Genomic DNA, 18,674 nt, shown 5'->3' with positions numbered 1-18,674 from the left:
CCCACTGGATTGATCCGTCAGTGCAGATTAAGGCTGTTTTTGTGGTACCCGCAACTCCTTTACTGCATAGCAACCCGATTTCGCCCACTCTGCTTGGCTTTATTCAGCGCTTCTTCGGCGCTCTCCAGCAGTTGTTGGTAAGAGTGGTTGCCGTGATTATCGCTGACCCCTGCACTGAAGCTGGTGAAAAAGCTCTGTTGCTGACCTTGAAAAGGGGTGGTGGCAAAACTGTCGCGCAGGTGGTTGCTTAACTGTTCGGCGCTCTGCTTATCTGTTTCGGGCAGAATAACGGCAAATTTTTCGCCGCTGTAGCGGGCGATGATGTCTGTGGAGCGTAGCCGTTGTCGGAGTAAATTGGCGAGGGTTTTTATGACCTGATCACCGATGCTGAAGCCGTAAATTCGATTAATCTCTCTAAAATGATCCGTATCAATCAGCAGCAGTGAAACCGACTGTGTGTAGCGATAGGCTCTGAGCAGTTCACTTTCCAGACGTTGCTGAAATTTATCCCGTTTTAATAGCCCTGTCATGGAGTCAATTTCGCTGTGACGGCACATTTTCCGGTAGCGTTCAATGTGCCCTGCCAGCGTGAGGCAGAGCTGGCGCGGGTGAACGGGCTTGCTGAGAAAATCATCGCCACCGGACTGCAACGCTTGCAGCTGTAATTGTGGGTCGTGTTCACTGGAGAGGAATACAATCGGCAGACTGAAGAGTGCGTCTTGTTGTCGAAGGGTCTGCGCCAATTCGTAGCCGTTAACGTCGGGCATATAGAGGTCCATTAGAATCAACTCTGGGTCGTATTTGGCCAGATAGCGATTGATCTCCAAGGGTTTTGTGCAGACGGTCACGTCAAAATCGTAGGCTTTTAACAGGCTGGTATAGAACTGCACTTGTTCGATGGCATCCTCAATGATCATTACACGGTAGGGGTGGGTGCTGTTGCTGCCGCAGAGCGAGGCTATTTTATCCAGCAGCGTGGGCACTTCGATGGGGGTGGCAAAAAAAGCCGAACCGCCCGCTTTAACCGCTGACAAACGGTTTTTCATGCTGTCGTCGTCGGAGATCAGCAGGGTTTTAACCGGCAATTGGGGCAAGAGTTTTTGTAAATTATGCGGTGCAGGTAGGCGATCGTGGTGGAGGTCAACGTTGAGCAACAGCAGGTCGATGTTCTGCTGTTCGATCTGCTCCAATAAGGGGGTGTCGTGCTGCATTCGTTTGAGTCGATAGCCCTGCTGTTGCAGCGGTTCCCAGAGTGCCGCTTCGCTGAGGGGATCGAGTGCCAGCAGCAGGGTGGTGGGGTTGTGGGGAATGTGGGTTTTGGCTGGAGGGCTTTTTTCCAGTGGGTGTTGCTGTTCAACCTGATGTCGCAGTGTGTTTAGAATCAGTTGAATTTTTTTTTGGTTGCTGTCGTTCTTTTTACCTTGTAGAAAGTCGTGAAACAGCGTTTGTAGCTGGCTGATGCTGAGGTTGATGTCGGGCAAAAGGTGAGCAAGATTGGAGGGGGTGAGTTTTCTAAGGGTTTGTTCTAAATGATGTTTTGCTTGTTGGTCGAAGTTATTCAGGCGAAAGGCTTGCCAAGCGGATTCCAGTTGAGTCAGTTGTTCGGGCAGTTGTTTTTGATAGTTTTGCTGTAACAGGGTGAGTTGTTGTCGGTAGTGGTTGTCTGCGGATGCCTGTTGCATGGAATCGTCCTTGAAGGTGGGACAGGTGATGTGGTTCCCATCCTAGCGCGAATCGCTTGTCTTTTTCTTAAAAAAATGGAATGGACTTCGTAGGGCGACACTAACGTAATAAAATTTGACATACCATATATGGTATATATGCTACTATTTAGTATGTGGAAAATATATGAGCACAAAAGTGCATTGAAAGGACTAAGATCGTTACCTATCGACATCCTTAAACGATATGAGAAATGGAAAGATATCGTAATAATATCAGGCCCTTCAGGTCTTAAACAGATTAAGGGTTTTAAAGATGAAGCATTGCGCGGTGAATGGAAAGGCTATCGATCTTCACGCCTGAATATTCAATATCGCATTATCTACAAAATTGAAAATGATCAACTGTTTGTAAACGTAATCAAGGTCACAGCACATGACTACCAGAGGAAATAACATGACAGACTATAAAGAAGCAAAAAAAAGAACAGATGTTTCTATTGGCGAGTCTGTAAAAATTATCCGTGAGCTACAGGAGTTAAGTCAAAACGATTTATCTTCAATAACGGGCATACCGCAATCAACGCTTTCAGCCATCGAGCACGATAAAATAAAACTAGGCGTGGAAAGAGCGAAAGTATTGGCCAGAGCATTAAAATGTCACCCAGCAGTTTTAGTCTTTCCTGGTTGGGATGTTGATCATGAAATAGCGGCATAACGATCTAAACACCGTTTGTGTCGTTGTCAGGTGAGTTGAATCAGTAAACTCATTGTTCAGGGAGTAACCACCCCAACAAACCCCCTTTAAATCATTGACCGCCAATTTTCTTCTGCCAAAGTTGCGCTTTTCTGATGATCTCCGTCTCATCCAGAGTGGTCAATTGACGCTCTTTGAGCAGCTGTTTACCGGCTACCCAGAGGTGGGTGATCTGATTTCTGCTGCTGGCATAAACCAGCTGTGAAACAGGATCGTAGAGCGGTTGAGTCTCGATGGTATTGAGGTCAATGGCGATCACATCGGCGGCTTTGCCAACTTCCAGTGAACCGGTCTGATCGGCAATACCCAAAGCCTCAGCGCCGTTGATGGTGGCCATGCGCAGAGCGGTGGTGGTCGGCACGACGCTGGCATCGCCCGCCACGCCTTTGGCCAACAGCGCAGCGGTGCGCATCTCAGCAAACAGATCCAGATCGTTATTGGATGCGGCTCCGTCTGTACCCAGCGCCACATTGACTCCGGCTGCCAGCAGCTTGGCGATGGGGGCAAAACCGCTGGCCAATTTGAGGTTGGATTCAGGGCAGTGAATCACCTGCACCCCGTTGTCGGCCAGTTGCTGAATCTCCTCGTCGCTGAGTTGGGTCATGTGAACCGCTTGCAGGTTGGCGTTCAGCATCCCCAGCTTATCCAACCGTGCCAGTGGACGGCAGCCGTGCTGTTTTTGGTGTAGGGCGATTTCAGCGGCGGTTTCGTGCAGATGAATGTGGATGGCGCTGTTGTGTTGTTGCGCCGCCTGTTTGAGCTGCAACAGAGGTTCATCGGAGACGGTGTAGGTGGCATGAGGGGCAAAAGCGGTGCGGATCAGCGGGTGATCTTGGTACTGCTGCTGGAGGGCGAGGCCTTTTTGCAGATACTCCTCAGGGCCGCTGCCCCACGCGGTGGGGAAGTCGATCATCATCAGGCCAATGCTGGCACGCAGCCCGACTTGCTGCGCGACCTGAGCGGTGATTTCGGGGAAAAAATACATGTCGTTAAAACAGGAGGTGCCGCTGCGGATCAGCTCTGCCATCGCCAGTTCGCTGCCGTCGGCGACAAACTGTTCATCGACCCAGCGCCCTTCGGCAGGCCAGATCTGTTGTTCCAACCACTCCATCAAGGGCAGATCGTCGGCAAAACCGCGCAACAGATTCATCGCCAGATGGGTGTGGGCGTTGATCAAGCCGGGCATCAGCAGTTGCTCGCCCAGATCGTCAACCTGTGTGGCGTGGTAGCTCTGTTTGGCCAACTCGGTGGGCAGAATGTCGATGATCTTGCCTTGATCAACGACCAGAGTGTGCTGTTGCAACAGCTCGTTGTTTTTATTGACTGTGACAATCCAACGTGCGTGCAGCAGTTGATCCACCTGTTTCATAATGTAATGAGCCTTGATGAGCTGGAAATTGAAAGCGGGAACGATACGACGATCTTTGGAGAAGGTCTAGGGTAACGTGTTTATTGATCCCAATAAGGGATCCCCGCAAAGCGTTTGGCCAAAAAGTCCACAAAAGCACGCACCCGTTTTGAGAGATGATGGGTTTGTGGGTAGAGGGCGTAGGCGGATAAGCGAAACGGTTTGTAGTGGGTTAGCAGAGGCACTAAGCGGCCTGCTTGAATTTCTGTATAGGTCATAAAGGTAGGCAGAAAAACAACGCCTCTGTCTGCCAGTGCCGCTTCTTTGAGAAAATCACCGCTGTTGGCGCGCATCGCCGCGTTCAGTTTGACTCGTTCGGTGTTGCCTTCTTGATCATCAAATTGCCAGACATCGCCGTCGCGCATCAAACTGTAGAGCAGGCACTGATGCTGTGCCAGATCCGCCAAGGTATGGGGTGTGCCTCTTTTTTTGAGGTAGGTCGGAGTGGCACAGATGTGCAGTTTGATGTTGGCTAAGCGGCGTGCGATCAAACTGGAGTCGGGTAGGTTGGCGATGCGCAGCGCCAGATCAAAACCTTCATGCACCAGATTGACTTCTCGGTCGTTAAAATCCAATTCAAACGTAATCTGCGGATGCAGCTTTAAAAAATCATCAATTGCAGTGCCCATGTGCAGCAGGCCAAAACTGGAGGGCAGGGCGATCTTTAGCCGACCCTCTAAAATGCCGTGGGCTTGGGTGGTGCTCTGTTCTGCTTCCAGCAGTTGTTCCAGAATGTGTACCGATTGGTGATAAAAGGTACGCCCTGTGTCGGTGAGGGTCATGCGGCGGGTGGTGCGATGAAACAGCTCTGCGCCCAAATGGGTTTCTAACTCTTTTAGGCGACGGCTGACGGCTGATTTTGCTACCTCCAGTCGCTCGGCAGCGGCGGTGATGCTGCCTGTTTCCACCACTTTGACGAAGTGTTCCATATTTTCGAAACGGTTCATAATCTGACCAATTGTTGCTATTTTGAGAACAAACAGTTTTTATATTCGCTGTTTATCTTCTTTTTTGCAACAGTGATACTGCTCCCTATCCAGAGTCGGTTTGATTCTGTTTCACAGATTGAGGAGCGAAGCCAATGGCAACAGCGGATCGAATACGTTTGCTTCCCGCGATGGAAGTGCAGGAGGGTTCAGGGGTGAAGGTCTATCGCAGCATCGGTATTCCAGCACTGCGTAACCGAGACCCGTTTATGATGTTGGACTATTTTAGCAGCGATAAACCCGATGAATATCTGGCCGGTTTCCCTTCTCATCCGCATCGAGGTTTTGTCACCTTTACTTACATGATTGATGGTCAGATGCAGCATGAAGACAGTATGGGCAATCGGGGCAAAATTTCCTCTGGCGATGCGCAGTGGATGAAAGCGGGCAGCGGTGTAATTCATTCGGAGATGCCGCAGCAGAAAGAGGGTTTGATGCGTGGTTTTCAACTTTGGATTAACTTGCCTGCACGGCACAAAATGGAGCAGCCTGAGTATCAAGAATACGCAGCCTCTTCTTTTCCGCTGATTGAAACCGATGCCTACCGGCTTAAGGTGTTGATCGGCTCGTTTGCCGGTCAAGATGCACCGATTGTGGATGAGATTACTCAGGTGCGTTATTTCGACCTGCAACTCAAAGCAGGACAGCATTTTCAAATTTCTCTGTCCGATCAACGTCAGCAGTTGGTTTACCTGTTTGAGGGTGAGGCGCGTCTGGATGACCGTTATTTGGGTTTGAATACCTTGGCGGTGTTGGATTCCGATGAGGAATCCATTGAGTTGATTGCCTCAGAAGAGGGGGCGAGGTTTATTTTGGTGTCAGGTCAGGCGATTAATGAACCGGTGGTGCAATACGGTCCGTTTGTGATGAACAACCGTGAAGAGATTGATCAAGCGCTATTGGATTTTCAAGAGAATAATTTTGTTCGTCAGCGCGCGTGGATAAAAACGCGCTAGTCTGTTTTTATTGAATGCTGAGTTTTAAGTAAGGGGATTGAAGATGGAAAAAGTAACACAGTTGGTCGCACGTCTGTTTTTGGGGCATATTTTTTTACTGGCTGGTTTGGGTAAGATTGCTGATTACGCTGCTACACAGGCGTATATGGATTCGGTGGGTGTACCAGGGATGCTACTGCCTTTTGTGATTTTGTTGGAAGCGGGTGCGGGTTTGGCCGTTATTGTCGGTTGGCAAACCAAATGTATGGCTGGGGCTCTGGCGATTTTTACCTTGGTGGCAGCAGCTCTGTTTCACAACGATTTTGCAGATAAAATGCAAATGATTATGTTTATGAAAAACCTTTCTATTACAGGAGGGTTGTTGCTGGTGGTGGTTCACGGTGCGGGAGCGTTTAGCCTCGATAAGCGTTAACGCTCAAAGCGAGGTTTGCATCACAAAAAGCCCAAGAGTGCCGATTTAAAGGCGTTCTTGGGCTTTTTGTGCTTGGTGGAAGGGAATAAATTGTGTAAGGTCTTTTTTTTGATAAAGGAGATGACAATGAAACAGTACATCTGTGCCGTATGCGGTTTTGTTTACGATGAAGAGCAGGGGTTGCCCAGTGAAGGTATTCCAGCCGGTACCCGTTGGGATGACATTCCTGAAGATTGGCAGTGTCCCGATTGCGGTGTTTCCAAGTCTGATTTTGAGATGATGGAGTTTTAACGAGTGACAAAACCCCTGGTGATTGTGGGTAGCGGTTTGGCGGGTTACACCGTGGCACGGGAGTTTCGTAAATTAAACTCCGACCAGCCGCTGTTGATGATCACCGCCGATGGGGGTGAGTCTTACTCAAAACCGATGCTCTCCAATGCCTTCAGTGCAGGCAAAGATAAACACGCTTTGGGCATGGCATCGGCAGTGCAGATGGCGGAAAAGCTCAATGCGACCGTGTTGACTGAAACCTCTGTGCGCGCCATTGATCTTCATCGACGGCAGTTGTTGTTGGATGGTCAGGAGGTGGTTTATGACAAGCTGGTGCTGGCCTTGGGGGCTTCGCCGCTGAAATTGGAGTGTGCCGGTGATGCCGTTGGCGAGGTGTTACAGGTCAATAATTTGGATGATTATCAGCGCTTTTTTGTGCGTTTACAGACCGCAAAATCGGTGCTGGTGATTGGCAGTGGTTTGGTGGGTTGTGAGTTTGCCAATGATTTGGCGTTGGGTGGCAAACAAGTGACGTTGGTCGGTCGAGCTGAAAGGCCATTGAAGCGTCTTTTGCCTGCGGCCATTGCAACGCATCTGCAACAAAAATTGGCACAGGTCGGTGTTGTCTGGCGATTATCCAATCAGGTGACGAGCATTAATAGAGCCGCTCAAGGTTATGCGGTGCGGTTGGCGGACGGTACTTCTTTACAAGTGGATCTCATTCTTTCTGCGCTGGGTTTGCGCGCCAATACGACGTTGGCAGAACAGGCCGGTTTGCAGACCGAGCGTGCCATCTGTGTGGATCGACTGCTGTGCAGCAGCCAGGACTCTGTTTATGCTTTGGGAGATTGTGCTCAGGTGGACGGTTTGCATCTGCCTTTTGTGCTGCCCTTAATGAAATCAGCTCAAGTCTTGGCCAACACTTTGGCTGGCACTTCCACAGAGGTGGTTTATCCGGCAATGCCGGTGGCAGTGAAAACCAAAAGTGTGCCGCTGGTGGTTTCGCCGCCTCAGGTTGAGAAATGCGTGTTGGAGTTAGAGACGTTGCCGGATGGCCAACGTGCCCTTTATTGGGACCAAAACAGGGTGTTGCAAGGGTTTGTCTTGAGCGGCAGCTGTGTGGCTGAAAAGCAAAAATGGGTACGAGTGCTGCCCGCTTGGCTGGCTCAGGAGTAACGTCTATGTTGCAACCGATAAAGCGTTGTGGCCGTTGGTTACGCAAGCATAAGGATTGGCGTGCTCATTTTACCTTTGCCTTTGGCGGCACGGTGGTGGGGCTGCTGGCGGTGTTTATGGCGTGGAGCAGCGAGTGGGCGAATGAGCTGTTTTTAACCGGTGTGGAACATTACTCTTGGATGCCCTTTGTGGTCTCGCCTCTGGGGCTGATTTTGGTGTTGTGGCTGACCCGTAAGTATTTTCCTGGTTCCGAAGGCAGCGGTATTCCACAGGTGATGGCTTCTCTGGAACACGCGGAGCAGCGCGGAGCGTTGCTGTCGTTGAGGATCGCATTTGGTAAGATCTTTCTCTGTATTTTGGGGCTCTTGAGCGGGGCCTCTATTGGTCGTGAAGGGCCGACGGTGCATGTGGGGGCGGCGGTAATGTACTCCTTGCGGGGTTGGATCTCCATGCGCCGTTACGACATAGATCGGGTCTTGATTTTGACTGGTGGCGCAGCGGGGGTTTCGGCGGCGTTTAACACCCCGTTGGCGGGCATTGTCTTTGCCATTGAGGAGCTGAGTCGCTCCTTTGAGGTTCACACCCGTGCGCTGATGCTGACGGGGGTGATGGCGGCTTCCATTATGGCGCTGGGCATTCAGGGAAATTATACCTATTTTGGCCAAACATCGGCGTTGATTGAGCTGCAAGAGGCGATTGTGCCGGTGCTGATTTGTGGTGTGATTGGCGGTATTTTAGGTGGCTTGTTCAGTCTGTTGTTGATTCGAGGCAATCGCTGGGTGGCCCCCATTCGCCTTAAAAAACCCTATTTGGTGGCGGGGGTGTGCGGTTTAGGGATTGCGGTTGTGGGCTATTTTTCAGGTCATTTGACCTATGGAACAGGTTATTTGGAGGCGACTCATCTGGTCACCAATGATGACTCTTTGGGAGCTGAATTTGCCTTGATGAAATTTTTGGCTACAGTGATCTCTTATCTCAGTGGCATTCCTGGTGGCATTTTTGCGCCGTCGTTGGCCACCGGAGCGGGTGTGGGGGCTCTGATTGCCGATTGGTTGAGCATGTATCCACACGGAGCTTTGGTTCTGTTTGGCATGGTGGCTTATTTTTCTGGGGTGGTGCAAGCGCCGATTACCGCGTTTGTGATTGTGATGGAGATGACCGACAAACATGAGTTGATTTTGCCGTTGATGGTGGCGGCATTTATTGGTACCGCATTCTCTAAAATGATCTGTCACACGCCGATTTACAGCACCTTGGCGGATAACTTTTTGCCGGAAGGAAAGAAATTTCACAGTTGATTTTTGATTGAGAGGGCAATAAAAAAGGCGGCCAATTTGGCCGCCTTTTTTTGCATCAATCAACTGCGAGCAGAAGAGTTTAGATGCCCACTTTGGTTTTGATCGCATCAACAACGGCATCACTGGAGGTGGCGTTGATGTCGAGCAGCATGTCTTCGCCTTTGTAGAAACCCACCAGAGGTGCGGTCTGTTCGTTGAAAACGTCGAGGCGTTTGGAAATCGCTTCTTCGGTCTCATCGTCACGTTGTACTACGCTACCGCCACATCCCTCTACGTCACACACACCTTCGACTTTGCAAGGGCTGGATTTGACGTTGTAGATCGCGCCGCAATCAACACAGGTACGACGGGTGGTGAGGCGATCCAAAATCACGTCACGAGGCACGTCAAGGTTGACCGCTGCATCAAGTTCGATGTTCAGTTTGGTCAGCAACACTTTTAGTGCTTCCGCTTGGGGAATGGTGCGAGGGAAGCCGTCGAGTAAGAAGCCCGCTTTGCAATCGTCTTCCAGCAGGCGCTCACCCATAATGCCCATGATCAGATCATCAGAGACCAGTTCACCGGCTTTCATGGCTGCTTCGGCTTTTTTACCCAGTTCGGTACCGGCTTTCACTGCGGCACGCAGGATGTCGCCTGTGGAAATTTGTACGGAACCGTCAACGGCGGTCAACAGCTTGGCAACGGTGCCTTTACCAGCGCCTGGTGCGCCTAACAGAATCAGTCTCATGGTGATTTACCTTAAGTGGGTGAGAATTTTAGTCAGGGGGAAATATACCCGTTTTTTCTTTCAGAGTCCGTTTGAATTAACCTATGGGTCTATTAGTTTTTTTATGGTTCATGCACTGATTTAACTGGCGTAATGTTTGCTCCTTTGAATCCCTTGTTGTGCTGATTTGGGAGAATGCCGAAGTGGATGGTCTGGAGTCGATGTTGGCGACTGAGTGTGTTGATGAAAATCAAGGGGTGTTGCTTGATCTGACCCGACAGTTGCAATTGCTATTGCAGAAGTCGGGTTTGGCTGCTGAAGAGTTAGAGCCACTGTTGTTGTTGATCAAGCCCATTCAGCTGCGTATTGCAGAGTTGCAGCGTCAGTTGCGTGAGACGGATGTGCGTTTGCAGCGACAGTCCACCCGCGATGCTTTGACCGGTTTGTGGTGTCGAGGCAGCATTCAGGAGCTGTTGGCCAAAGAGTTGGCGCGCACCGTTCGTGAGCAGCGCAGTTTTGCGGTGGTGATGGTGGATGTGGATGACCTAAAACGGGTTAATGATTATTACGGTCATCAGATGGGCGATGAGGTTTTGAAAACCGTGGCTCAGCGGTTGTTGAAAGTCTGTCGCAAAGAGGACAGTGTGGGGTGTTATTCGGGCGGTAAGTTTTTGGTGGTGCTGTCGGCGGGCAATGATCGAGAGATGTTGGCACTGGGTGATCGTTTTCGTCGCTGTGTGGCGGAGCAAGTGGTCTGCCCTAAAATTGGGTTTGAGCTAGAGATGACCGTCAGCGTCGGGGTGGGGATCTGTCGTTACCCGCAAGGTTCCAGTGTGGATGCCATGATTCAGTTGGCCAGTGACGCGCTGGTATTGGCTAAAAAAGCCGGTCGAAATCGGGTGCGTCAGCGTTTGGATCGGGTGGTGAGCATTTCATAAAAAGTGGTATTTGTGGTTGTGCAGGAACTGCTCCTCTTCAGGGTAGCTGGGGCGATTTAGGATTTGATTCAGTTCTGGAAAGCGGCCAAACAGTTCAATCACTTTATGATGTGCTTCGGCGTACTCCAAGGTGCCTTGATAATATTCTTTGAGGGGTTCAGGTACCGCTTCCAGCAAATGGGCGTAGCGTTCCACGGCGAGATTTTGCAGGGTGATGTTCTCGGCGTGTTCCAGTGGCAGATAAAAAAAGCTGCGTTCGATAAAACGCAACTCTAAGTCATGTTGTTTTTCCAAACCCGTAATCACCCATTCTTGTGCATTGTGGTCTTGGCTAAAGGCTTGTGAGCTGCCTCGATAAATGTGTCGTGAAAATTGATCGAGCAGGATGATCAGCGCCAATCTGCCTTGAGCGTGGTCGCACCAGTGATTCAATTCACCGGCAACAGCGGCGGCGTGCAGTTGGCCAAAGCGAGTGCTGATTTCATGGTCGTACTCGGCACCGCTTTTAAACCACATGTCCATTTTAGCCGGATGGTAGTCTGCTGGTTTTTCCAGCTTACCAAACCAAAAATGTAAGACGGAATTGATCTCTGTTGCTGCGCTGTTTTCCATCACCTTCACCTCAACTCAAAAGAGAACTGTAACGCTTTATCTCACTGTTCCTCCAGTGAGTAAGGCAGATCTAAAATAGTTACTTTGGGGCCTTCAATACTGTGCAGATGCACGCTCTGGTTTTCTGCGCTGGCGATGGCAATGACCGCTAAGGCGTGCATACCGCCGTCGGGGTGAGGTCGCGCATCAACGATTTTACCGGTGCCTTGCGCTGATTTTTCTGTCGGGCTGAACAGTCCGTCGCCCGCTTTGGCGCTGTCGGTATCCATATGAATGCGGTACATGCGGCGTTTGACTTTACCTAAATATTGCATCCGCGCAATGATTTCTTGGCCGGTGTAACAGCCTTTTTTAAAGCTGATGCCGTTGAGAAATTGCAGGTTGGTCATTTGCGCCACAAAGGCTTCTTGGGTTGCGGGGTGAATGCTGGGAATGCCCGCTTGAATTTCCAGCAGCGCCCAAACGTCTGCGCCTGCGGGCAGGGCACCGTGTTGTTGCAGTTTTTTCCAGAGGGCGATCATCGCCTCTGGCTCGCCGTAGAGTTCAAAGCGCGGTACGGCTCCGGCAACTCGAATCTGAGTGATGCCGTTGCTTGTCACTACGTCATCATTGTTTTTGGCCACCGACCCCAAGTGCGTGTTTAACCACGCTTCTGTTTGCGCGCCGCTGAGGCCAAAACGAATCAACTGCGTGCTGTGGTCTTCCAATGTGACTTTGGATCTCATAACAAACATGCGCAGGCGTTTGAGGGTGCTCTCCAACAATGAGTGAGGCAGACGCAGATGAAGGCTGTCAGTGTGCCGAAAGAGGCGCAGCAGTGCCAACATGCGACCTTTGGGGGTGGAGTAGGCGCTCAGTTGACTGTGCTGTGCATCAATCAAGCGGGTGTCGTTGCTGAGTTGGCCTTGTAAAAAGGTTTCGGCCTCTTCGCCGCTGGCACAAATAACCGCTTCATGGCTGAGATCGCAGAGCACCGCGCCGTTAAGTGCGGCCTGTTGCTCGTCGGTCGCAGAGCCGTAGTGTTGAACGTGATCGTCTGTTACAACAGCGCCCAGATCAGTTAGAAAGTCGTACCAGTCAGTGTGGGTGTGAGTCTTCATAAGGTGTGTGGCTATTTTTGTTAGAGAAAACTGGAGTTTAGTGAATATTCCTGACTCTGTCAGTAGGGATTTTAGTGCTAAATTCGGTTTAAAGATCGTGTGTTGTATCTTTTTAGCAACTGTTGTTGTTATTTATTGGTAATTGGTTGTCTTTATGGTACGTTGTTGTTGTGTTTTGGCAAAAGTGGGATGGGGTTGGCATTCTTAGTGCTCTGTTTCATTTAGCATAGATTCTATTAGAGCAGCGTTAAGCTGCCGTTCATTAGAGCAGCGTTAAGCTGCCATTTAGGGTTACTATTCACACAAGGATGTGGCAACGTTGGGAACGTTTGTCATGATTTCAAAAATAAGTCGCGTGGTTTTTATTGTTGGCTCAGCACTGTTGGTTCTGGCCTGTGAGGGTTTAGAAGTCTCTTATAATCCACTGCTTAGCGCTGAACAGAGCAGCTCGGATTACGCTCAACGTTGTCAATGCCTTTATCCTGACGACCCTAAAAATGATGTGCCTTGGCAAGCCAAGAGCCGTTCGGTTCTGGAGATTGCCAATGCCTTTAATAAAGCGCGTCGTAAAGACAGTTCGGTTATTAAAGACATGCAGTTGCCTGCACAAAGTGTGTGGGATTCATACACGCCCGTTGAGAAAATGTTGTATTTAATCAACAGTGAACGCCTGGATCGCGGTCAAGCGGTTTTGGCTGGATTTGATTCACGTTTGAATCAGGTGTCGCAACAGTATGCCGAGTTTTTACAGAGTAGGGATCAGCAGGGACACAGTGCCGATGGCCAGACGCCTTGGTTGCGTATGGACAGAAATGACGAGATTAAACGCGGACGTGAGAAGATTCATTTTGGCGAAAACTTGGCTTATTTTGCCAGTGATTCGGTTTTGCCAGAGATGTTGGTGGAGCGGTCTCTGTTTAACTGGCTCTATAATGACGCTGGTGAAGGTTGGCAGCATCGCCACTTTATCCTTTATACCGGTTATAACGACAACACGGCTCTGCAAGGCGAGGAGGGTGTGATGGGATTGGGAGTGGCGAAGGGGTCGTTTAGTATCAATGGGCATCGTTATCGTTTTGCGGCGGTGGTGGTGCTGAACGCGTTTGATGCTAATGCCAACTGGGATTACCGCTTGACTCAACGTGTGCCGGTGATGGCGGGAACACCGGCACCCTTTTACCCTCGTGGTTTGAATGTCTCGGCGGAGTTGGTGGCGGATTTTAATCGCGGTGTTATTGAGGACAGTGGCAGTAATTTGACTTGGTTGGATAACGCCGATGCATCGATTTCCAGTTGGAATAAGAACATTGGTGATTTTCATAATGCCCCAGTGTATTGCGATAATTTGGTTTCCGCCGGTTATTCCGATTGGCGTTTGCCGCGCCCAGCTGAGCTGAGTCAGATCGTTAGAAAAGTGAACGCAGATGAGGGCATTCAGTTCGATTATTCGGCTCCCAGCTGGTGTCCGGCGACGATTTCGGTGGCGCTGGATGGCGCTTATTATGGTGTTTTGACGGTTCCTTATGAGCAATCTTCGGTGGGGGCTCTGTTGCCGTGGTCAGGTACGGTGGCGTTTGTGCGTTGTGTGCGTGACGGTTTAAGTTAATGCAAACAGCAGAGCCTCTTTGTCTGGATCTCTCGCCTTCCTATGGTCTTTCTCTGTTTTTATTGTTGTTGCATCTGAGCGCCTTTTTGGCGCTTGTGTTTGTGCTTGAGCCTCTTTGGCTGTTTGGGATCGGCTTATTATTGTGGGTCAGTCTGTTTTTTTCTTGGCGGTCATTGGCGGGTTATCGCTCGCTTTCTTGTCTGCATGAACGGCAGTGGGCTTTGACGGATAAAAAGGGGCTACGTCAATCCGTGCAGTTGAGTGGCGGTGTCATGTTGGGAGCGTTGCTGTTGTTGTCTTTTGTTGGCGAAAATGGCAAACGGTGCTCTCTAGTTTTATGGGCAGACAGTGCCGATGCGCAGCAGCTGCGTCGTTTGCGGGTCAAATTAACGCTGTTAAAAAGTACGTGGTGAGGTTATTTGTGGTGGTGGGTAAACACCCCATCCCAATCCGGCTCTGGAGGGCGGGTTTTGAAATAGATCACACGGTCAAGATAGAGTTGATAGACGTAACACGCTGAGTTTTGCTGGGTGAGGGCAAAAAATTCACGTTCGGCCAGATCCCACTGTTGGCGTTGATAGAGCCGCAGGGCTTTGTGATAACGAGAGAGTTCACTTTTTATCGAAGGGCGCACCTGTTCTTTGCGCCCCAGTGGTTCGTAGATCGCCACGGGCTGTTGTTTGCCTTTGACTCGCACATGATCCAGTTTTCGGTAGAGGTAGCCGTGTACCGAGTGACGGGTGGTGTCGCTGACAATGATGTTGACACCGTAGACCTTGGTTAATCCTTCCAGTCGTGAGCTTAAATTGACCGCATCGCCAAGAACCGTGTAGGCCATGCGAAATTCCGAGCCCATATTGCCAACGCTCATGGGACCGGTATTGAGACCGACGCCGATTTTGATCTCTGGCCAGCCTTTGGCTTGAAAGTCTGCTTGCATCTCTTCTAGGGTTTCTATCATCTCCATGGCGGAGTTCAGCGCATGTTCGGCGTGTTGTTCGTCTTTGAGGGGCGCACCCCAAAAGGCCATAATGGCATCGCCCATGTATTTGTCGATGGTGCCACGATGTTTGTGAATGGTGCGGGTCATGGGGGTAAGAAAGGCGTTCATTAATTGGCTCAGTTCTTTGGGTTCAAGCCCTTCTGAAATGGGGGTGAAACCGCGCACGTCGGTGAATAAAACGCTCATTTCACGACTTTGACCTTCCAGTGAAATGACCTCGTCATCAAGATGTTGATCCATCTCGTTTACCAATTCGGGAGGAATGTATTGGCCAAACAGACGTGCCAGCTGACGTTTGCTACGCGATTCAACAAAAAAGCCGTAGGACATGTGCAGAATAAAAAGGCTTAGGGTCAACAGCAGTGGGGTGGCCATCGGCAAAACTAGGTTCCAACGGTTCCAAGCGTAAAAGCTCATAGTGGTGATGGTGGCGGCCATTGCAAGGGTTAGTAGGGAGGTGTGTAGCGGGGAAATTCTGGGCAGCAGAGTGCTCATAATGAGGCCGATCAGAACCAAGAGTAGGAAGGTGTAACCCAGCGTGTAGGCCGGTTGGTGTTTGATGTTCTGATTTAAAATGCCGGAGATGATGTTGGCGTGAATCTCCACTCCAGGATAGACGTTTTGTACCGGTGTGGAGCGCAGATCCAGTAATCCAGGTGCGGTGGTGCCCACCAGTACGATGGCATCTTTAAGCAATTTTTCATCGACCTGATCATTAAACAGGTCAATGATGGAGATATACGGAAAGCTGTTTTGTGGGCCGCGATAGGGGATTAAAACCGCCGCTTCCGCGTCCACTGGAATGGTGTAATTGCCGAGCTTGATCGCTTCCAGAGCAGAGTAGCCGCCCTGTTTGTCTTTATTGGAGGCGACCACAATTTGAACTTTGTTTTCGTTCAGTGCCGCTCGGGCAACGGCGAGGGCGAGGGATTCGTAAAGATGGTTTTCAAACAGTTGCAACAGCGGTACCCGCCGAAAAATGCCGTCGATGTCCACCAGTGGGTTGTCAAAAAAGCCGCCGCCTAAGGCGGCACTTTGCAGTTGAGCTAGATTGGCGCTGTAACCAACAGGCTCTTTAAACAGCAGGCGACCGCGCCATAGGGGCGGTATTTCGCTGATGGCCGTTGGCAGTTGGCCGATGCGGCGGTGGCCATCGACGTTGTTTTTGCCCTTAAAATAATAGCTCAGCAGTACCTTGCGCCCTTGCAAACTTGTGGCGAACAGTTGGTCGTATTCAAGCTGGGGTTGCAGTTGTTCCAGCTGTTGTAAAAAAGCAGGGTTGTCGCGCAGTTGTTCGCGAGCCAGCCGTTGCAACAGAGGCAGGCCGGAGCTGGTATCTTGCTCGGCAAACAAAATATCGAAACCGAGTACTTTGATTTGATATTTGTCGAAGAGATTGTCCACCAGAGTTGCCATACGATTACGCGACCAAGGCCAGCGACCGAGGGCGGCCAAACTTTTTTCGTCGATGTCGAGAATGACAATGCGTCTGTCTTGGATTTTGGGCAAGGTGGTGTTGAGGCGCACGTCGTAGGAGACGTTTTCCAGTTTTTGCAAAAACGAAATGGGAAACACGTTTGCGGTGTGCAGCAGAAAAACCAGAACAATCAATAAACTGAACAGCAGTCGAGCGCTCTGTTGACGGATCACTCTTGACTCCCTGATGACGGTGCGGGCATAAATAGTGTGCTCTTCTACGACTAAAGCGAGATCAGACTAACATAATTCACTTTAGCCAGATTTGAGTGGCGTTTAAATGGGATCGGCGCTGTTTTATTGTTAATTGCTGTGGGATGATGCCGTCCGTGTGAAGGTAATTCAACCGGCAATCTTTCCATGATTTTGGCCAAGGCCAATGTAACCCGAAATTTATAGGAACAGCGTGTGAGTAAACAGATTTTTCTTGGTGTGAACATCGACCATATTGCCACTTTGCGTCAAGCCAGAGGCACGGTCTATCCTGATCCTGTTTTTGCTGCCCAGCTCTCTGAGCAGGCGGGAGCGGACAGCATTACGATGCATTTGCGTGAGGATCGCCGCCACATTCAAGAGCGTGATGTGTTGCTGGTGCAGCAGACCATGCACACCAAATTGAATCTGGAGATGGCGGTGACCGAGTCAATGTTGGTCTTTGCAGAAAAAATTCGTCCGCAAGATTGCTGTTTGGTGCCAGAAAAACGCGAAGAGCTGACCACTGAGGGTGGTTTGGATGTGGTGGCGCATGAAGCGGCGATTACAGAGGCGTGTGTGCGTTTGGCCGCTGTTGGGGTGCGTGTTTCACTCTTTATTGATGCGGATCCGGCGCAGATCGAAGCCTCTGTGCGTTGCGCTGCACCGGTGATTGAAATCCATACGGGGCATTATGCTGATGCGGCTGGTGAAGAGCAGCAGCGTCTGTTTGAGCGCATTGTGGCTGGGGTGGATCTGGCTGTGGCCGAGGGTTTGGTGGTCAATGCGGGACACGGTTTGCATTATCATAATGTTGAGAAAATCGCTGAAATTCCGGCACTGCATGAGTTGAACATCGGTCATGCGATTATGGCCAGAGCGCTGTTTACTGGCTTGCCGGAAGCGGTGGCGGAGATGAAGGCGTTGATGCGGGCGGCACGGCAGCGGTGATTTTAGGCGTGGGGGTGGATCTTGTTAAGGTGGCGCGCATTGAGCGACTTTGGCAGCGTTACGGCGAACGTTTTGTGCAGCGTATTTTAACTCCGATGGAGCAAAAAACAGCGTTGATGGTAGCCGATCCTGTGCCATTGCTGGCGAAACGCTTTGCGGTTAAAGAGGCGGCGGTCAAGGCGTTAGGTACGGGGTTTCGCAATGGCATTGGTTGGCAGGATTTAAGTGTGACGCATACGGAATTGGGGAAACCTCAACTGGTTCTAGCGGGCAAAGCACAGCAGCAGGCTGTGAAAATGGGTGTGACCAGCAGCCACGTCACTGTTTCGGATGAGAAGGAGTATGTGGTTGGGATGGTGCTGTTTGAGGGGCTTTAAGTGCGGCCATCAATTGATCAATGACGATCAGTAACATGCCCACTTGATGGTCCAGTTTGCCCAGCTGACGGGCGTTGATCTGCGTTTCCACTAGATTGGCGGCGTGGGTCAGTGCGGGTGTACCACAGTAATTGCTGGCACCGTGCAGTTTGTGGGCGTGAAAATGCACTTGTTGGATGTGTCGTTGTTGGATGGCCACTTTCAGCGCTTGACGCTGTTCTGGCAACATGTCGAGCAACATGGCTTGCATCTCGTTGGCCAGTTTTTGATTGCCCGCCGCTTGTTGCAGAGCCAGAGCTGGGTCGATGAGGGGCAGTGGGTTTGTTTCGCTGATCGGTTTTTTTTTGGCAGCGGGAGCTGGTTTTTTTGCTTCGAAGTCCGTTGAGGCACACCATTTTTTTAACATGGCTTGCAGTTTTGCCATCATGACCGGTTTGATCATGATGTCGTCCATACCGGCCTTTAGAGCTTTTTCTAAACGGCTGGCCAGCACGTCTGCGGTCAGAGCGATAATGGGGGTTTTGCAGTTGATGCTGTTGGATTGACGGATCAATCGGGTGGTTTGTAGGCCATCCATCATCGGCATGTGCAGATCCATAAAAATCAGGTCGTACTTGTTGACTGACTGTTTCTCAATGGCTTGTTGCCCCGACTGGGCACAATCCACGTGCAGGCCGAGCAGCAGTAAAAATTGCTTTAACAGTTCAAGGTTGATGTTGTGATCATCGACGATTAAGAGGTGGAGAGCGGTTTTGGTCATTGTGTGATTTTGTATTGTGATTGTTGTGC

General features: G+C 50.4%; 20 protein-coding genes. 12 read left to right on the top strand and 8 right to left on the bottom strand.

Annotated elements, in window-relative coordinates; all coding sequences use genetic code 11:
- Positions 1 to 59: 59 nt before the first annotated feature.
- On the bottom strand, positions 60 to 1,682 hold the full coding sequence (locus Q9O24_09770) for a diguanylate cyclase (GenBank protein MDQ7075417.1): 1,623 nt from the start codon (positions 1,680 to 1,682) through the stop codon (positions 60 to 62).
- A 153-nt stretch (positions 1,683 to 1,835) separates the two neighbouring features.
- On the opposite strand from Q9O24_09770, the gene Q9O24_09765 reads away from it, so the two are divergent.
- Both Q9O24_09765 and Q9O24_09760 read left to right on the top strand, forming a co-directional pair.
- Positions 1,836 to 2,117: a type II toxin-antitoxin system mRNA interferase toxin, RelE/StbE family gene (locus Q9O24_09765; protein MDQ7075416.1), complete on the top strand. Its 282-nt coding sequence runs from the start codon at positions 1,836 to 1,838 to the stop codon at positions 2,115 to 2,117.
- Between the two features lies 1 nt (position 2,118).
- Positions 2,119 to 2,379, top strand: a complete 261-nt coding sequence (locus Q9O24_09760) for a helix-turn-helix transcriptional regulator (protein MDQ7075415.1) — start codon at positions 2,119 to 2,121, stop codon at positions 2,377 to 2,379.
- Positions 2,380 to 2,470: 91 nt separating this feature from the next.
- On the opposite strand, the gene Q9O24_09755 is transcribed toward Q9O24_09760, so the two are convergent.
- Positions 2,471 to 3,787 carry a TRZ/ATZ family hydrolase gene (locus tag Q9O24_09755; protein MDQ7075414.1) on the bottom strand — a complete coding sequence of 439 codons (1,317 nt, stop codon included), beginning with the start codon at positions 3,785 to 3,787 and terminating at the stop codon, positions 2,471 to 2,473.
- 80 nt (positions 3,788 to 3,867) lie between these two features.
- A complete protein-coding gene (locus Q9O24_09750; GenBank protein ID MDQ7075413.1) occupies positions 3,868 to 4,773 on the bottom strand; it encodes a LysR family transcriptional regulator in 906 nt (301 codons plus the stop codon).
- A gap of 134 nt (positions 4,774 to 4,907) precedes the next feature.
- On the opposite strand from Q9O24_09750, the gene Q9O24_09745 reads away from it, so the two are divergent.
- From Q9O24_09745 to Q9O24_09725, 5 genes are all read left to right on the top strand, one after another.
- The gene (locus Q9O24_09745; GenBank protein ID MDQ7075412.1) at positions 4,908 to 5,768 is read left to right on the top strand and encodes a pirin family protein; all 861 of its coding nucleotides are present in this window, start codon (positions 4,908 to 4,910) and stop codon (positions 5,766 to 5,768) included.
- Between the two features lie 43 nt (positions 5,769 to 5,811).
- Positions 5,812 to 6,180: a DoxX family protein gene (locus tag Q9O24_09740; protein MDQ7075411.1), complete on the top strand. Its 369-nt coding sequence runs from the start codon at positions 5,812 to 5,814 to the stop codon at positions 6,178 to 6,180.
- Positions 6,181 to 6,306: 126 nt separating this feature from the next.
- Complete coding sequence (locus Q9O24_09735) at positions 6,307 to 6,471, top strand: rubredoxin (GenBank protein ID MDQ7075410.1); 165 nt, start codon at positions 6,307 to 6,309, stop codon at positions 6,469 to 6,471.
- A 3-nt stretch (positions 6,472 to 6,474) separates the two neighbouring features.
- Positions 6,475 to 7,626, top strand: coding sequence for an FAD-dependent oxidoreductase (locus tag Q9O24_09730; GenBank protein ID MDQ7075409.1), 1,152 nt, complete (start codon positions 6,475 to 6,477; stop codon positions 7,624 to 7,626).
- A 5-nt stretch (positions 7,627 to 7,631) separates the two neighbouring features.
- Positions 7,632 to 8,924: a chloride channel protein gene (locus Q9O24_09725; protein MDQ7075408.1), complete on the top strand. Its 1,293-nt coding sequence runs from the start codon at positions 7,632 to 7,634 to the stop codon at positions 8,922 to 8,924.
- A gap of 79 nt (positions 8,925 to 9,003) precedes the next feature.
- Here Q9O24_09725 and Q9O24_09720 read toward each other — a convergent pair whose 3' ends face one another.
- Entirely contained in the window at positions 9,004 to 9,651 is a 648-nt protein-coding gene (locus Q9O24_09720; protein MDQ7075407.1) for an adenylate kinase, read from the bottom strand.
- Positions 9,652 to 9,809: 158 nt separating this feature from the next.
- Between Q9O24_09720 and Q9O24_09715 the strand changes: the two genes are divergently transcribed.
- The gene (locus Q9O24_09715; protein ID MDQ7075406.1) at positions 9,810 to 10,568 is read left to right on the top strand and encodes a GGDEF domain-containing protein; all 759 of its coding nucleotides are present in this window, start codon (positions 9,810 to 9,812) and stop codon (positions 10,566 to 10,568) included.
- On the opposite strand, the gene Q9O24_09710 is transcribed toward Q9O24_09715, so the two are convergent.
- Together Q9O24_09710 and Q9O24_09705 are read right to left on the bottom strand one after the other, a co-directional pair.
- The gene (locus tag Q9O24_09710) at positions 10,563 to 11,180 is read right to left on the bottom strand and encodes a DUF924 family protein (GenBank protein ID MDQ7075405.1); all 618 of its coding nucleotides are present in this window, start codon (positions 11,178 to 11,180) and stop codon (positions 10,563 to 10,565) included. The two genes, Q9O24_09715 and Q9O24_09710, sit on opposite strands and share 6 nt — an antisense overlap.
- A 41-nt stretch (positions 11,181 to 11,221) precedes the next feature.
- On the bottom strand, positions 11,222 to 12,280 hold the full coding sequence (locus Q9O24_09705) for a folate-binding protein YgfZ (protein MDQ7075404.1): 1,059 nt from the start codon (positions 12,278 to 12,280) through the stop codon (positions 11,222 to 11,224).
- A 334-nt stretch (positions 12,281 to 12,614) separates the two neighbouring features.
- On the opposite strand from Q9O24_09705, the gene Q9O24_09700 reads away from it, so the two are divergent.
- Positions 12,615 to 13,886 carry a DUF1566 domain-containing protein gene (locus Q9O24_09700; GenBank protein MDQ7075403.1) on the top strand — a complete coding sequence of 424 codons (1,272 nt, stop codon included), beginning with the start codon at positions 12,615 to 12,617 and terminating at the stop codon, positions 13,884 to 13,886.
- Positions 13,886 to 14,299 (top strand): hypothetical protein, encoded by a 414-nt coding sequence (locus Q9O24_09695; GenBank protein ID MDQ7075402.1) that lies wholly within the window; start codon positions 13,886 to 13,888, stop codon positions 14,297 to 14,299. Before Q9O24_09700 ends, Q9O24_09695 begins: the two co-directional genes overlap by 1 nt.
- A 2-nt stretch (positions 14,300 to 14,301) precedes the next feature.
- Here Q9O24_09695 and Q9O24_09690 read toward each other — a convergent pair whose 3' ends face one another.
- Positions 14,302 to 16,539, bottom strand: a complete 2,238-nt coding sequence (locus Q9O24_09690; protein ID MDQ7075401.1) for an adenylate/guanylate cyclase domain-containing protein — start codon at positions 16,537 to 16,539, stop codon at positions 14,302 to 14,304.
- Positions 16,540 to 16,773: 234 nt separating this feature from the next.
- Here Q9O24_09690 and pdxJ point away from each other — a divergent pair, with 234 nt between their 5' ends.
- Both pdxJ and acpS read left to right on the top strand, forming a co-directional pair.
- On the top strand, positions 16,774 to 17,508 hold the full coding sequence (pdxJ, locus tag Q9O24_09685; protein MDQ7075400.1) for a pyridoxine 5'-phosphate synthase: 735 nt from the start codon (positions 16,774 to 16,776) through the stop codon (positions 17,506 to 17,508).
- The gene (acpS, locus tag Q9O24_09680) at positions 17,505 to 17,885 is read left to right on the top strand and encodes a holo-ACP synthase (protein ID MDQ7075399.1); all 381 of its coding nucleotides are present in this window, start codon (positions 17,505 to 17,507) and stop codon (positions 17,883 to 17,885) included. The genes pdxJ and acpS overlap by 4 nt, the downstream gene beginning before the upstream one ends.
- On the opposite strand, the gene Q9O24_09675 is transcribed toward acpS, so the two are convergent.
- Positions 17,827 to 18,645: a response regulator gene (locus Q9O24_09675; protein MDQ7075398.1), complete on the bottom strand. Its 819-nt coding sequence runs from the start codon at positions 18,643 to 18,645 to the stop codon at positions 17,827 to 17,829. The two genes, acpS and Q9O24_09675, sit on opposite strands and share 59 nt — an antisense overlap.
- Positions 18,646 to 18,674 lie beyond the last annotated feature (29 nt).

This window comes from Gammaproteobacteria bacterium, assembly GCA_030949385.1.
In the GTDB taxonomy this organism is placed as follows: Bacteria; Pseudomonadota; Gammaproteobacteria; order JAUZRS01; family JAUZRS01; genus JAUZRS01.
The sequence above is the reverse complement of the archived record's forward strand: the minus strand, read 5'-3'. Positions and strand labels throughout refer to the sequence as shown.

Coding starts and splice junctions, on each gene's coding strand:
- Q9O24_09770 (MDQ7075417.1), bottom strand. CDS start 1,682: ATGCAACAGGCATCCGCAGACAACCACTACCGACAACAACTCACCCTG.
- Q9O24_09765 (MDQ7075416.1), top strand. CDS start 1,836: ATGTGGAAAATATATGAGCACAAAAGTGCATTGAAAGGACTAAGATCG.
- Q9O24_09760 (MDQ7075415.1), top strand. CDS start 2,119: ATGACAGACTATAAAGAAGCAAAAAAAAGAACAGATGTTTCTATTGGC.
- Q9O24_09755 (MDQ7075414.1), bottom strand. CDS start 3,787: ATGAAACAGGTGGATCAACTGCTGCACGCACGTTGGATTGTCACAGTC.
- Q9O24_09750 (MDQ7075413.1), bottom strand. CDS start 4,773: ATGAACCGTTTCGAAAATATGGAACACTTCGTCAAAGTGGTGGAAACA.
- Q9O24_09745 (MDQ7075412.1), top strand. CDS start 4,908: ATGGCAACAGCGGATCGAATACGTTTGCTTCCCGCGATGGAAGTGCAG.
- Q9O24_09740 (MDQ7075411.1), top strand. CDS start 5,812: ATGGAAAAAGTAACACAGTTGGTCGCACGTCTGTTTTTGGGGCATATT.
- Q9O24_09735 (MDQ7075410.1), top strand. CDS start 6,307: ATGAAACAGTACATCTGTGCCGTATGCGGTTTTGTTTACGATGAAGAG.
- Q9O24_09725 (MDQ7075408.1), top strand. CDS start 7,632: ATGTTGCAACCGATAAAGCGTTGTGGCCGTTGGTTACGCAAGCATAAG.
- Q9O24_09720 (MDQ7075407.1), bottom strand. CDS start 9,651: ATGAGACTGATTCTGTTAGGCGCACCAGGCGCTGGTAAAGGCACCGTT.
- Q9O24_09710 (MDQ7075405.1), bottom strand. CDS start 11,180: ATGGAAAACAGCGCAGCAACAGAGATCAATTCCGTCTTACATTTTTGG.
- Q9O24_09705 (MDQ7075404.1), bottom strand. CDS start 12,280: ATGAAGACTCACACCCACACTGACTGGTACGACTTTCTAACTGATCTG.
- Q9O24_09700 (MDQ7075403.1), top strand. CDS start 12,615: ATGATTTCAAAAATAAGTCGCGTGGTTTTTATTGTTGGCTCAGCACTG.
- Q9O24_09695 (MDQ7075402.1), top strand. CDS start 13,886: ATGCAAACAGCAGAGCCTCTTTGTCTGGATCTCTCGCCTTCCTATGGT.
- Q9O24_09675 (MDQ7075398.1), bottom strand. CDS start 18,645: ATGACCAAAACCGCTCTCCACCTCTTAATCGTCGATGATCACAACATC.